Origin of the sequence: Arthrobacter crystallopoietes BAB-32, assembly GCF_000328305.2 — a bacterium.
Lineage (GTDB): Bacteria > Actinomycetota > Actinomycetes > Actinomycetales > Micrococcaceae > Crystallibacter > Crystallibacter crystallopoietes_A.
The window spans coordinates 63,489-76,748 of the sequence record NZ_ANPE02000058.1 but is presented as its reverse complement, the minus strand read 5'-3'; the positions used below and the strand labels follow the sequence as shown (position 1 = coordinate 76,748).

Genomic DNA, 13,260 nt, shown 5'->3' with positions numbered 1-13,260 from the left:
CGTTAAAGATCTCGGGCCGGTGGCGGCGCTGGACGGCAAAATGGTCCGCGTGATCGATGGTGTGCACCTGCGCGCCTACCCCGGCCAAGTGACCGCGCTGCTCGGCGCCAACGGAGCCGGCAAGACAACTACGCTGGAGTGCGCCCAAGGACTTACGCGTCCCAACGGCGGGAGCGTCCGCCTGCTGGGCCAGGATCCCTACGAGGCCGGAGCAGGGCTGCGCAGCCGCGTCGGTGTCATGCTCCAGGAAGGCGGCCTGCCGCAGGCCATCCGCCCGGTGCCGCTGCTGCGCCACGTCGCCGGCATGTACCAGCGGCCGCGCAGCGTCGACGACCTGGTCGACCGGCTCGGCATCGGCAACTTTGCCAACACTCCCATCCGCAGGCTCTCCGGCGGCCAGAAGCAGCGCGTCGCCCTGGCCGCTGCCTTGGTCGGCGATCCGGAAGTGGTGTTCCTCGACGAGCCCAGCGCCGGCCTCGATCCGCAGTCCCGCGCCGTGGTGTTCGAACTGATCCAGGAACTGCGCGCCGAGGGCCTGGGCATCATCCTCACCACGCACCTGATGGACGATGCGCAGCGCCTCGCGGACTATGTCTTCATTATCGACGCCGGCAAGACCGTTGCCCACGGCACCGTAGCGGAACTGACGAAAGCCACGGACGAAAGCGCCGGCGTCGAACGCTTGCTCACCTTCGACGCCCGCCCGGGATTGGACCTGGCCGCCCTGCGGGCACTGCCGCTCGAGGTGCATGAGGCCGTGCCGGGCCGCTACACCGTGGCCGGCGCCCTGACCCCGGGCCACCTGGCGCAGCTGGCCGGATTCTGGGCCGCGCAGAACGTCATGCCCGCCGCCATCCACATGGCACCGCGGTCGCTCGAGGACGTCTTCCTCGATATTTCCGGAAAGGAGCTGCGGTGAACGCGCCCGCCCCGCTGCTGCGGCGTGTCCTGCTGCAGGGCCGCTACGAGACGATGGCGATGCTCCGCAATGGCGAGCAGCTGCTCATCGCCGTGATCCTGCCGCTGATGGCGCTGGTCGGCCTGGTCATCACTCCCCTGCTGGACGAATTCACCGGCAGCCGGATCGATCTGGCGGCGCCCGGCGTGCTCGCCCTGTGCACGGTCTCGACGGCGCTCACCGGCCAGGGCATTGCCACCGGCTTCGACCGCCGGTACGGCGTGCTGCGCTTTCTCTCGACTACGCCGCTGGGCCAGAACGGACTGATCCTGGGCAAGGTCATCGCGGTGTTGTCCGTGCTCGCCATCCAGACCGTCGTGATCAGCACCGCCGCACTGCTGCTCGGCTGGCAGCCCGAGATCGCGGGCATCCTGCCGGCCCTGGTCCAGCTCATCCTCGGCGCCGGCGCCTTCACCTCGTTGGGCCTGCTGATCGCCGGCACCGTACGGCCGGAAGCCACGCTGGCTATCACCAACCTGCTCTGGGTCCTGCTGGCGGCCGCCGGCGGCATCCTTTTCCCCACCGCCAGCTGGCCCGATGTCTATGAACCGGCTGCCCAGCTGCTGCCCTCCACCGCGCTCGGCGATGCCCTGCGCAGCGCCCTCATGCACGCCGAGTTCAACCTCACTGCCTCTATCGTGCTGCTGGCCTGGACCATCGTGGCCAGCCTGGCAGCCATCCGCTGGTTTAAATGGAGCTGAAACTATGACCGGAACACCGCACGCCCAGCGACGTGGGAGCGACGGACTGCTGCAGCGCCTGCCGCTGGCCCCGAACAAGGCCGTCCGCTCCCTCGCCGTGGCCTCGCTCGCCTCCGAGATCCTGATCGTGGTCACCGGCGGGGCCGTGCGGCTGACCTCCTCCGGCCTGGGTTGCCCGACCTGGCCCAAATGCACACCGGAATCGCTGGTCGCCACGCCCGAAATGGGTATCAACGGTGCCATCGAGTTCGGCAACCGGCTGCTGACGTTCCTGCTGGCAGCCATTGCCTTCGCAATGGTCGTCTCGGTCTGGCGCATGGCCACCCAGCGCAAGGACCTCTTCCGGCTCTCCGTGGCCCTGCTCGCTGGCATTCCCGCCCAGGCCGTAATCGGCGGCATCACCGTCTGGACGCAGCTGAACCCGTGGGTGGTCGGCTGCCATTTCGTGGTCTCCATGGCAATGGTCACCGTGGCCACTGTGCTGGTGCACCGGGCCTGGCTGGACAACGAGCGCGCCGCCAGCGTGGTGCAAAGATTTACGACGGCGACCGTTCGGCAACTGCTGTGGGCCCTCGCCGTGTTGAGCGGACTGTCGATCGTCCTCGGCGTCATAGTGACCGGCTCCGGGCCGCACGCCGGAGACGCCATGGCGCCCCGCAACAACCTGAACCCGGACCTGATCACGCGCGTGCACGTGCTGCCGGTCTACCTCCTCGTGGCGACCGCCGTGGTCCTGCTGGTCATGGCATACCGCAACACCCGCTTCAAGCCGCTGCGCCGCCCGCTGGTGATCTTCGCCGTCGTCATTGTCCTGCAGGCCGTTATCGGTTACTGGCAGCATTTCACCGGGCTGCCCATCCTGCTCGTGGGCCTGCACATGCTCGGGGCGTCGCTGCTCGCGGCCGCCTGTGCCCACGTCGTCTACGTTGGCGTAACCCGGCAGCCCGCCGCCGTCCGGCACTAGGCGGCTGCGCGACATTAGGCAGCCGGCCGGCACAACGCGGCCGGCCGACACTACAGCAGCCCTCCCGGCAGCCACCAGACACTACGGCAGCCCGCCCGGCAATAGGCAGCCAGCTGACACTACGTCAGCCCTCCCATTGGACAGGGAAACCGGCGTTGGGCCCCGAAAGCCGCCCCCTTGGCACCGCCAGGCTGGAGCGGCTCTCCTGCCTCCGGCCGCGTCTCGACTTTGGCCCGAAGCTGGGCGCGGCGAGGGCACTGCAGGCATTCGTGGGCACTGCTTGCCGGCGCTCGAGAGCATCGAGGATCGCAGCCGGCACGCCCCGAGAACGATTGGCCTCTAGTGGCTGCTTTGGCGGTGGAATTCCCCTTCAATCCAGCCACTACGGGCCAACAGATTCGGGGTGGCGGCCAGACGGGCTGCCTTTGCCTAAGGAGCTGGCAGCAAAAGGAAGGGCTCCCGGAACCGAGGGGACCCAAGAGCCGCGGGGCTGCGTGTCGACGTCCGCCGGCGTGTCCGTTCTGCCAGTGGCAGCACGGGCCTGTGTCAGAGTTGGGCGAAGACCGGTCCGCCGACGAAGGGGTCCACGGCGAGGGCCAGGAAAAGTACGGTCAGGTAGCTGATGGAGCCGTGGAAGACGCGCATGGCGCTCTTGTTGGTCGCCGCGGGCGGCTCCGTGCCGAGCTTGGCGAGGTTGTAGAGCCGGTGCGATTCGTAGACGAACCAGCTGCCGCCGGCCAGGGCTGCGATGGTGTAGACCCAGCCGGCTCCGCCAACGGGGGCGAGCAGCAGGGAGCAGGCCAGGGTGGCCCAGGCGTAAAGCACTACCTGGACGGACACCTGCCGTGCGCTTGCGATCGCCCCGAGCATGGGTACGTTGGCGGCGTTGTAGTCGTCGCTGTACTTCATCGACAGCGGCCAGTAGTGCGGCGGCGTCCACAGGAAGATCACCATGAACAGGATGATGGCCGGCCACTCCACCGAACCCGTGACTGCTGCCCAGGCGATCAGGACCGGGAAGCAGCCTGCCGCTCCGCCCCACACGATGTTCTGGGCGGTCCGCCGCTTCAGGATCAGCGTGTAGATGACGACGTAGAAGAAAATGGCTCCGACGCCGAGCATTCCCGCCAGCGGGTTGGCGCCGAACCAGAGGACGAGGATGGAGAGGACGCCCAGGACCCAGGAGAAGACCAGCGCCTCCCGGGGCGTGACTTCGCCGGTGACCAGCGGCCGGTTCTCGGTCCGCTGCATGAGCTTGTCCATGTCCCGGTCGATGTAGCAATTGAACGAGCCGGCAGAGCCTGCCGCCATGGCCCCGCCGACCATCGTCGCTGCAATCAGCCAGATATCGGGGAAGCCGCCGGCGGCGAAGATCATTGTGGGCAGAGTGGTTACCAGCAGCAGTTCCATGACGCGCGGTTTTGTGAGTGCAAAGTAGGCCTTGGCCTTACGTCCGAAGCCGGTCTTGACGGGAGCGTCAGCTACCTGTTCCGGAGCGCTAAGGATCTTCAAGGAAAAACCACACAGTTCTGCTGGGAAATCTGGATAAGGACGGCCCGCGGCGGGCCAATCGCCGGACCCGGGTGCACGGCGGCACACGGATCCAAAGTGCATCACCATCATATCCTCTATGACCTGTAGAAATCTCCCCGGCAATGTGACCTTGCCATTTCCGGTTGACCGGCGACTTCCTGCTTGCAGGAGGGTGCTAGGCGCTAAGGTGGGAGTTGGGCCTGCCGTGAGGCAGCTTCGGGGCCGATGCACGCCTGTCCGCGCGAACGACTAGAGAGGGACTTTCACAGTGCCACATTCGGAAGAACTGTCCTGGACAGACCTGGACCAGCGCGCGGTGGACACCGTGCGTGTCCTGGCTGCGGACGCGGTGGAGAAGGTCGGCAACGGCCACCCGGGAACCGCCATGAGCCTGGCGCCCGCTGCCTATTTGATCTTCCAGAAACTGATGCGCCACGACCCGTCGGATCCGACGTGGATCGGCCGCGACCGCTTCATCCTCTCCCCCGGCCATACCTCGCTGACCCTGTACATCCAGCTGTTCCTGTCCGGCTATGGACTGGAGATCGAGGATCTGCGCCGGCTGCGCACCTGGGGATCGCTCACTCCCGGACATCCCGAATACGGCCACACCGCCGGCGTCGAAATCACCACTGGACCCTTGGGGCAGGGACTGGCCTCCGCCGTCGGATTTGCCTACGCGCAGCGCCGCACCCGTGGCCTCTACGATGCCGATGCCGAAGCCGGCCAAAGCCCGTTCGACCACACCATCTGGGTCATCGCCTCCGACGGCGACCTGCAGGAAGGCGTCACGGCCGAGGCATCGTCGCTGGCCGGACACCAGGAACTTGGGAATCTCGTGGTCCTCTACGACGAGAACCACATCTCGATCGAGGACGATACGGACATCTCGTTCACCGAGGATGTCCTGAAGCGCTACGACGCCTACGGCTGGCACACCCAGCGGGTGGACTGGACGCGCACCGGGGAATACAAAGAGGACGTCGAAGAGCTGTTCAACGCGCTCAAGGCTGCCCAGGCGGAGACCTCGCGCCCGTCGATTATCTCGCTGCGGACCATCATCGGCTGGCCCGCGCCGAAGAAGCAGAACACCGGCAAGATCCACGGTTCCGCTCTCGGCGCCGACGAGGTCGCCGGCGTCAAGGAGGTCCTGGGCTTCGACCCGGAGCAGCGTTTCCACATCGACAACGACGTGCTGGAGCACGCCCGCCAGGTCGCTGCCCGGGGCAAGGAAGCCCGGGCCGACTGGGAGAACGCCTTTGCCAAGTGGCGCAGCGCGAACCCGGAGGCAGCCGCGCTGCTGGACCGCGTCGAGAAATACGAACTCCCGCAGGGCTGGGAGGACTCGCTGCCGGAGTTCGAGGCCGGCAAGGATGTTTCGACCCGTGCAGCCTCCGGCAGGGTGCTCAACGCCATCGGACCGGTGCTCCCGGAACTGTGGGGCGGCTCCGCCGACCTCGCCGAATCGAACAACACCACCATTGAAGGCTCGCCGTCGTTCGTGCCGGAATCCCGGCAGACCGACATGTGGTCGGGCAACCCCTATGGGCGCGTGCTCCACTTCGGCATCCGCGAACATGCGGCGGCCTCCATTGTCAACGGCATTGTCCTCAGCTCCAAGACGCGGGCGTTCTCCGGCACCTTCCTCATCTTCAGCGACTACCAGCGTCCCGCGATCCGCCTCGGTGCACTGATGGGCGTCCCCTCCATCTACGTCTGGACCCACGATTCGATCGGCCTGGGCGAAGACGGCCCGACGCACCAGCCTGTCGAACAGCTTGCGAGCCTCCGCGCCATCCCGAACCTGGACGTCGTGCGTCCCGCGGATGCGAACGAGGTAGCCCAGGCCTGGAAGGTCATCCTGGAAAACCACGAGCGGCCGGCGGGCATTGTCCTGACGCGGCAGAACCTGCCGGTGTTCGAGCGGGGCGAAGGCGGGTTTGCCGACGCCGGCAACGTCGCCCGGGGCGCGTATGTGCTGGCCGAGGCCGAGCAGGACGGCGCGGAAGTCGAGCCGCAGGTCATCCTGCTCGCGACCGGTTCCGAGGTCCAGCTGGCAGTTGAAGCCCGCGAGACGCTGCAGGCGGAGGGAATCGCGGCGCGCGTCGTTTCGGTGCCGTGCCTCGAGTGGTTCGACCGGCAGGATGAGCAGTACCGCGAATCGGTTCTGCCCGCCACTGTCCGCGCCCGTGTCTCGGTCGAAGCCGGGGTGGCCCAGAGCTGGCACCGGCTGGTCGGCGATTCCGGCCGCTGCGTCAGCCTGGAGCACTTCGGTGCCTCAGCCGACTACAAGACGCTGTTCCGTGAGTTCGGGATTACCGCAGAAGCCGTCGTAGCGGCCGCACGTGATTCCATCGCCCAGGCAACTTCCTAAGGAGTCCAGCATGTCCAATAAGAACACCCAGGCCTTGTCCGACGCCGGAGTTTCGATCTGGCTCGACGACCTCTCCCGCGAACTGATCATTTCCGGCGAGTTGAAGCAGTTGATCGCGGAGAAGAATGTCGTCGGCGTGACGACGAACCCCTCCATCTTCGCGGCAGCCCTGAAAAACGGCGAATCCTACTCCTCACAGGTCGAGGAACTGGCCGAAGAAGGCGCGGACGTGGACGCGGCTGTCTTCGCGATCACGACCGACGATGTGTCCGAAGCGTGCGATATTTTTGCCCCGCTGGCCAAATACACGGGCGGAGTGAACGGCAGGGTATCCATCGAAGTGGATCCCCGGCTCGCCAGGGACACCGTGGGAACCATCGACGAGGCGCGCAAGCTCCATGCCAAGGTCAACCGCAGCAACGTGTTCATCAAGATCCCCGCGACGGTCGAGGGGCTGGAAGCCATCACCGCGACACTTGCCGCCGGCATCAGCGTCAATGTCACGCTGATCTTCTCGCTCGAGCGGTATCGCGAAGTGATTAATGCCTTCATGCTCGGCATGGAGCAGGCCAAGGAAAACGGCCACAAACTGGCGCACATCCATTCGGTTGCCTCGTTCTTCGTCTCCCGAGTGGATACCGAGATCGACAAGCGTCTTGAGGCCAACGGCAGCGATGAGGCCATGGCGCTGCGTGGAAAGGCCGGCATCGCCAACGCCCGGCTGGCCTACCAGATCTACGAGGAACTCTTCAGCAGCGAACGCTGGCAGCTGCTCGCAGAGGCCGGCGCGCGCCCGCAGCGTCCGCTCTGGGCATCGACCGGCGTCAAGAATCCGGCCTACCCGGACACCATGTATGTGACCGAGCTGGTGGCCGCCGATGTCGTCAACACGATGCCGGACAAGACGCTGGACGCCGTCGTCGATCACGGCGAAATCCGGGGCAATACCATCGCCGGAACGTACGACGACGCGAACGCGGTGCTCGACGCCGTCGACGCGCAGGGCATTTCCTACAAGGAGGTCGTCGACTTGCTCGAGGAAGAAGGCCTGGACAAGTTTGTGGCCAGCTGGTCCGAGCTGCGCCAGACCGTCCGCACGGCACTGGACCAGGCGGGACAGGAGTAGCCGGTGGGTGCATTGTCGATCCAGGCCTCCGGTGCCGCCCGGGAAGCCATTGAACAGCACGTACCCGCCTTGGTCGAAGACAAGGTCGCATCACGGATTGCAGCGAAGGACTACACCCTCTGGGGTCCTGACGCCGAGCAGGAGGCGGGCATCCGGCTGGGCTGGGTCGAGGCTGCAACAGTTTCCCGGCCGCTGGTGCCCCAGATCCTGAAGCTACGGGACGAACTCCGGGCGGAGGGCGTCAACCGCGTTGTGCTGGCCGGCATGGGGGGATCGTCCCTGGCTCCCGAAGTCATCAGCAACACCGCCGGCGTGGAGCTGACGGTGCTCGACAGCACCGACCCGCAGCAGGTGCGCACCGCATTGGCAGAGCGGCTGGACGAAACCGTACTTGTCGTGTCGTCCAAGTCCGGTTCGACGGTGGAAACGGACTCCCAGCGGCGGGTGTTCGAGCAGGCCTTCACGGAGGCCGGCCTGGATGCCGCGGCCCGGATCATCGTAGTGACGGACCCGGGGTCGCCCATGGACAGCAGTGCCCGGGAGGCAGGCTACCGCGCGGTCTTCAACGCCGATCCCAATGTCGGCGGGCGGTACTCGGCCCTGACAGCGTTCGGTCTGGTCCCGTCCGGTCTGGCCGGTGTGGACATCGAGGCACTGCTGGACGATGCCGAGGAAGCAGCCGAGATCCTGTCCGACGACGACCCGGACAACATCGCCCTGGCACTCGGCGCAGTCCTGGGCGGGACCGATCCGCTGCGCGACAAGATCGTCATTATGGACGAAGGCTCGGGCATCGTTGGGTTCGCCGACTGGGCCGAACAGCTCATCGCCGAATCGACCGGAAAGCTCGGCACCGGAGTCCTGCCCGTCGTCGTCGGCGAAGATGCACCGGAGGCCTCCTTCGATGCTCCGGACGTGCTCATTGTGCGTTTGGTTTCAGCGGAGGCCGAACTTGAGCTTGACGGCAACCAGGTTGCGGTGTCCGGCACCTTGGGCAGCCAGTTGCTGCTGTGGGAAGCTGCGACGGCGGTCGCCGGGCGACTGCTGGGCATCAACCCGTTCGACCAGCCGGATGTGGAGGCGGCCAAGAGCGCCGCGCGGGGACTGCTGGACGCGCGCCCGGAGACGCCCGCACCGCAGGCCGTGGACCAAGCCGTCGAAATCCGGGCCAACGGTGAGTGGCTCGGCACGGCGGATACCGTCGAGGGGGCCATCCGCGCGCTGCTCGGCACGCTGGGCCGCGATGGCTACTTGAGCGTACAGGCCTACCTGGACCGCTTTGGCCAGGCCGAACTGGAGCAGCTGCGTCCCCGGCTGGCCGAAGCGGCACAGCGGCCGGTGACGTTCGGTTGGGGACCGCGCTTCCTGCATTCGACCGGACAGTTCCACAAGGGCGGTCCCACGGTCGGCGTGTATCTGCAGATCACCGGTGCTGCAGTCGAGGATCTGGCCATCCCGGACCGGCCGTTCACTTTCGGCGAGCTGATTTCGGCCCAGGCCGCCGGTGACGCGCAGGTCCTCGCCGAACACGGCCGGCCGGTGCTGCGCCTGCACCTGCGCGACCGCCAAGCCGGTGCGGCGCAGTTGGTCCAGGCCGTGGCGGCTCTCTCCGACGGAAAGCTGTAATGGTCGATTCCGCTAGCCCGCGCCGGAACCCCCTGCGCGATCCCCGCGACCGGCGGCTCAACCGGATCGCCGGGCCTTCCTCGCTCGTGCTCTTCGGAGTGACCGGAGACCTCGCGCGCAAGAAGCTCATGCCCGCGGTCTACGATCTCGCCAATCGCGGCCTGCTGCCGCCGAGCTTCGCGCTCGTCGGCTTCGGGCGCCGTGCCTGGAGCGATGAGGACTTCGCCGCCCAGGTGCGGTCCGCCGTCGAACAATACGCCCGGACGCCCTTCCATCAGGACGTCTGGGACCAGCTCAGCGCCGGCATCCGCTTCGTCCAGGGCGAGTTCGGCGACGACGCGGCCTTCGCACGGCTGAAGGAAACCGTGGGCGAACTCGACCAGACCCGCGGGACGCAGGGAAACCACGCGTTCTATTTGTCGATTCCGCCCAAGGACTTCGAGCAGGTCTGCGAGCAGCTTTCCGCACACGGGTTGGCACAGGGCGAGGACGGCTCCTGGCGCCGGGTGGTGATCGAGAAACCCTTCGGCCACGACCTCCACTCGGCGCGCGAGCTGAACAATATCGTGGAGTCGGTCTTTCCCACGGATTCGGTTTTCCGGATCGACCACTACCTGGGCAAGGAAACGGTGCAGAACATCCTGGCGCTGCGCTTCGCCAACCAGATGTTCGAGCCGCTGTGGAACGCCAACTATGTGGACCACGTCCAGATCACGATGGCCGAGGACATTGGAATCGGCGGCCGCGCGGGCTATTACGACGGCGTGGGCGCGGCCCGCGATGTCATCCAGAACCACCTGCTGCAACTGCTGGCCCTCACCGCCATGGAAGAGCCGATCTCCTTCAACGCCGAGGACCTGCGCACGGAGAAGGAGAAGGTGCTGGCGGCGGTCCGGCTTCCGGAGGATCTGTCCACGCACTCCGCCCGAGGACAGTACACCGGCGGCTGGCAGGGCGGCGAGAAGGTCAAGGGCTACCTGGAAGAAGAGGGCTTTAACCCCGAATCCACCACGGAAACCTATGCCGCGCTCCGGCTCGATATCCATACCCGCCGCTGGGCGGGGGTGCCCTTCTACCTACGCGCCGGCAAACGCCTCGGCAGGCGGGTGACCGAAATCGCCGTCGTCCTTAAACGCGCACCCAACCTGCTGTTCCGCGACCACAATGATGAAGACTTTGGCCAGAATGCCGTGGTCATCCGGGTCCAGCCGGACGAAGGCGCAACCATCCGGTTCGGCTCCAAGGTGCCGGGCACGCAGATGGAAGTGCGGGACGTGACCATGGACTTCGGCTACGGCCATGCCTTCACCGAGTCCAGCCCCGAGGCCTACGAACGGCTGATCCTGGATGTCCTGCTGGGCGAGCCACCGCTGTTCCCGCGGCATGAAGAGGTGGAGCTGTCCTGGAAGATCCTCGATCCGTTCGAGGAGTACTGGACGCGCAGCGGCGACAAGCCCGAGCCCTATGCCCCCGGCAGCTGGGGTCCGCCCTCTGCCGATGCCCTGCTGGCCCGCGACGGACGTTCCTGGAGAAGGCCTTGATAGTCGATTTGCTGGACACCACAACTTCCAAGGTCTCCAAGGAGATCGTTTCCATGCGCGAACAGGGCGGCGTGGTCGCCCTGGGCCGGGTGCTGACCCTGGTGGTGCTGACCACGGCCGGCAACGAGGAAGTCGCCATCCACGCCGCGAACACTGCCAGCCGCGAGCATCCCTGCCGGATCCTCGTGCTGGTGGACGCCGGTGCGGAGGAACCGACCAAACTGGACGCCCAGATCAGGGTCGGCGGGGATGCCGGCGCCTCCGAAGTCGTGGTGCTTTACGGCTACGGAGAACTCGCCGGCGAAAGCGACTCCCTCGTTTCCGCGCTGCTGCTGCCGGACGCACCGATTGTCGCGTGGTGGCCGCATGGCATGCCTGAAAATGCCGCAGCGACGTCGATCGGCCGGATCGCCCACCGCCGGATCACGGACTCGGCGCACGAGCCGGACCCGAAGACCGCCTTGGACCAGCTCCGCCGCACCTATGCGGCCGGGGACACGGACCTGGCCTGGACACGGCTGACCAACTGGCGGATCCAGTTGGCGGCCGTGCTGGACCAGGTCGAATACTCGCCGGTCACCTCGGTCGCCGTCGAGGGCGCCTCCGACTCCCCCAGCACGGTTTTGCTGGCGGCCTGGTTGACCCTGGCCCTGGACGCGCCGGTGACCATCGTGGAGGATGCGGCCGGCACCGGGATCCGCGGTGTCAGGCTCAGCCGGGTCGCCGGGGACATCCGCATCCTGCGGCCCGGACTCAGCGTGGCCGAACTGATCCAGCCCGGACAACCGGTGCAGCGGATTACCCTGCCCCGGCGCAGCGTGGAAGAGTGCCTGGCCGAAGAGCTGCGCCGGCTGGACCCGGACGAGGTGTTCGGCGAAGTGATTACCGAGGGATTGCCCCGCACCAACCTAAGGAGTGTACGCCGCAGTGACCGCTGAACCTGTCGTCCATATTCACCCCGACGCCGATGTCCTGACAGCTGCCGCGGCCCGACGCCTGATCGGGCGCCTGGACATTGCGCAGAAGCAGCACGGCACTGCCTCTGTGGTGCTGACCGGCGGAACGCTCGGCATCAACATGCTGCGGGCGGTCGCTGCGGACCCGTCCCGCTCCGACGTGGACTGGAAGCGGGTGGATTTCTGGTGGGGGGACGAGCGTTTCGTCGCCAAGGACAGCCCGGACCGCAATGAGCTGCAGGCCCGGAAGGCACTGCTCGATCTGCTTGATGTCGATGAAGCGCGAGTGCATCCGTTCGGCTCCACCGACGATTTCGAGAGCCCGCAGGCAGCTGCGGAGGCGTACGCCAGTGAGCTTCGTCGGGCGGCGGCCGGGGAAACGAACGACGGCGGCGGCAACCTCGCGGTTCCGCGTTTCGACGTGCTGCTGCTGGGCATGGGCCCCGACGGCCATATCGCCTCGCTCTTCCCTGATATGGCCGGCATCCGCGAGCAGCAGCTGGCCGCCGTCGGAGTCGAGGACTCCCCCAAGCCCCCGCCGCAGCGTGTCAGCCTGACCTTGCCGGTGATCAATTCGGCCGAGGAGATCTGGTTTGTGGTGGCCGGCGAGGACAAGGCCTGTGCCGCCGGGCTCGCCTTGGCCGGTGCGACAGAAGTTCAGGTTCCCGCAGCGGGTGCCCGCGGCCGGCATGAAACGCTGTGGCTGCTTGACCAGGCTGCGGCAGGCCAGCTGCCCGATGCCCTCCGGGCGGCGGGCGAAACCTTCTAGCCCCGGTTCCGCCGCAGGCGCTCCAGCGCGTCCTGGAGCACACGTTCAGCCTCCTGGGGCGTACGGCGTTCCTTCGCGTACTCCAGGTGGCTCTTGAACGGCTCTTCCCCGGGCCGGTCCGCCTTCGCGCCACGCTCCCGGCAGGCAGTGCGCCCGCACCGAGGACAGTCCCAGGTCTTCGGGATCTCCGCCTCGGCCAGTTCTGCGAAAACCGGCGTCGTTTCGTGCCCTTGCGGGCACCAGTACGTGACCGGGATTTTCCGCACCAGTTCTACGGTTCGGCCGGTATCAGCTTGCCATCCTGCAAGGCCTGCGCCGGTGGCCGATCCGGCGCGCACAGCTCTGAGCCCGTTGGAAGAATCCATGATGTCCATCTCCGGGTCGCACGGTGTCGTACTGCGGTGTCTGGCTCAAGTCTACGGCCGGGCCGGGATGAACGTGGCTAAGAATTCTTTATGCTTCGGCGCTAAAGCGCATGATCAGTCCGAGGGCGACGATGACAACGCCCCAGACGAGGCCCAAGACCACGGTGAACCTGTTCAGGTTGCGCTCGGCTACACCCGAGGATCCCAAGGAGGAGGTCATTCCGCCGCCGAACATGTCCGACATGCCGCCGCCGCGTCCCTTGTGCAGCAGGATCAGCAGGGTCAGGAGCAGGCTGGTGATCCCCAGCAGGATTTGCAGCGTGATCTTCAGAGCGTCCACAATCGCC

At 66.7% G+C, this 13,260-nt stretch carries 12 protein-coding genes; 9 read left to right on the top strand and 3 right to left on the bottom strand.

Annotation, left to right across the window (positions count from 1 at the left end):
• The first annotated feature begins 19 nt into the window (after positions 1-19).
• The 3 genes from D477_RS01870 to D477_RS01860 are packed head-to-tail and all read left to right on the top strand — an operon-like array spanning position 20 to position 2,623.
• Positions 20-919 (top strand): ABC transporter ATP-binding protein, encoded by a 900-nt coding sequence (locus D477_RS01870; RefSeq protein ID WP_005266716.1) that lies wholly within the window; start codon positions 20-22, stop codon positions 917-919.
• Positions 916-1,659, top strand: coding sequence for an ABC transporter permease (locus D477_RS01865; protein ID WP_005266713.1), 744 nt, complete (start codon positions 916-918; stop codon positions 1,657-1,659). Before D477_RS01870 ends, D477_RS01865 begins: the two co-directional genes overlap by 4 nt.
• 4 nt (positions 1,660-1,663) lie before the next feature.
• Positions 1,664-2,623 (top strand): COX15/CtaA family protein, encoded by a 960-nt coding sequence (locus D477_RS01860; protein ID WP_005266711.1) that lies wholly within the window; start codon positions 1,664-1,666, stop codon positions 2,621-2,623.
• 546 nt (positions 2,624-3,169) lie between these two features.
• On the opposite strand, the gene D477_RS01855 is transcribed toward D477_RS01860, so the two are convergent.
• Entirely contained in the window at positions 3,170-4,135 is a 966-nt protein-coding gene (locus D477_RS01855; protein WP_005266710.1) for a heme o synthase, read from the bottom strand.
• Between the two features lie 289 nt (positions 4,136-4,424).
• Between D477_RS01855 and tkt the strand changes: the two genes are divergently transcribed.
• Genes tkt through pgl form a run of 6 tightly spaced genes read left to right on the top strand, consistent with a single transcriptional unit; the run spans position 4,425 to position 12,548 of the window.
• The gene (tkt, locus tag D477_RS01850) at positions 4,425-6,530 is read left to right on the top strand and encodes a transketolase (RefSeq protein WP_005266709.1); all 2,106 of its coding nucleotides are present in this window, start codon (positions 4,425-4,427) and stop codon (positions 6,528-6,530) included.
• Positions 6,531-6,540: 10 nt separating this feature from the next.
• Positions 6,541-7,656 carry a transaldolase gene (gene tal, locus D477_RS01845; RefSeq protein ID WP_005266708.1) on the top strand — a complete coding sequence of 372 codons (1,116 nt, stop codon included), beginning with the start codon at positions 6,541-6,543 and terminating at the stop codon, positions 7,654-7,656.
• A gap of 3 nt (positions 7,657-7,659) precedes the next feature.
• Positions 7,660-9,282, top strand: a complete 1,623-nt coding sequence (locus tag D477_RS01840) for a glucose-6-phosphate isomerase (protein ID WP_005266707.1) — start codon at positions 7,660-7,662, stop codon at positions 9,280-9,282.
• Complete coding sequence (gene zwf / locus D477_RS01835) at positions 9,282-10,823, top strand: glucose-6-phosphate dehydrogenase (RefSeq protein WP_005266706.1); 1,542 nt, start codon at positions 9,282-9,284, stop codon at positions 10,821-10,823. The genes D477_RS01840 and zwf overlap by 1 nt, the downstream gene beginning before the upstream one ends.
• A complete protein-coding gene (locus D477_RS01830; RefSeq protein ID WP_005266705.1) occupies positions 10,820-11,761 on the top strand; it encodes a glucose-6-phosphate dehydrogenase assembly protein OpcA in 942 nt (313 codons plus the stop codon). Before zwf ends, D477_RS01830 begins: the two co-directional genes overlap by 4 nt.
• Positions 11,751-12,548, top strand: coding sequence for a 6-phosphogluconolactonase (pgl, locus tag D477_RS01825; protein ID WP_005266704.1), 798 nt, complete (start codon positions 11,751-11,753; stop codon positions 12,546-12,548). Before D477_RS01830 ends, pgl begins: the two co-directional genes overlap by 11 nt.
• On the opposite strand, the gene D477_RS01820 is transcribed toward pgl, so the two are convergent.
• Positions 12,545-12,913 (bottom strand): RNA polymerase-binding protein RbpA, encoded by a 369-nt coding sequence (locus D477_RS01820; protein ID WP_043845248.1) that lies wholly within the window; start codon positions 12,911-12,913, stop codon positions 12,545-12,547. The two genes, pgl and D477_RS01820, sit on opposite strands and share 4 nt — an antisense overlap.
• 88 nt (positions 12,914-13,001) lie before the next feature.
• A complete protein-coding gene (secG, locus tag D477_RS01815; protein ID WP_005266698.1) occupies positions 13,002-13,253 on the bottom strand; it encodes a preprotein translocase subunit SecG in 252 nt (83 codons plus the stop codon).
• Positions 13,254-13,260 lie beyond the last annotated feature (7 nt).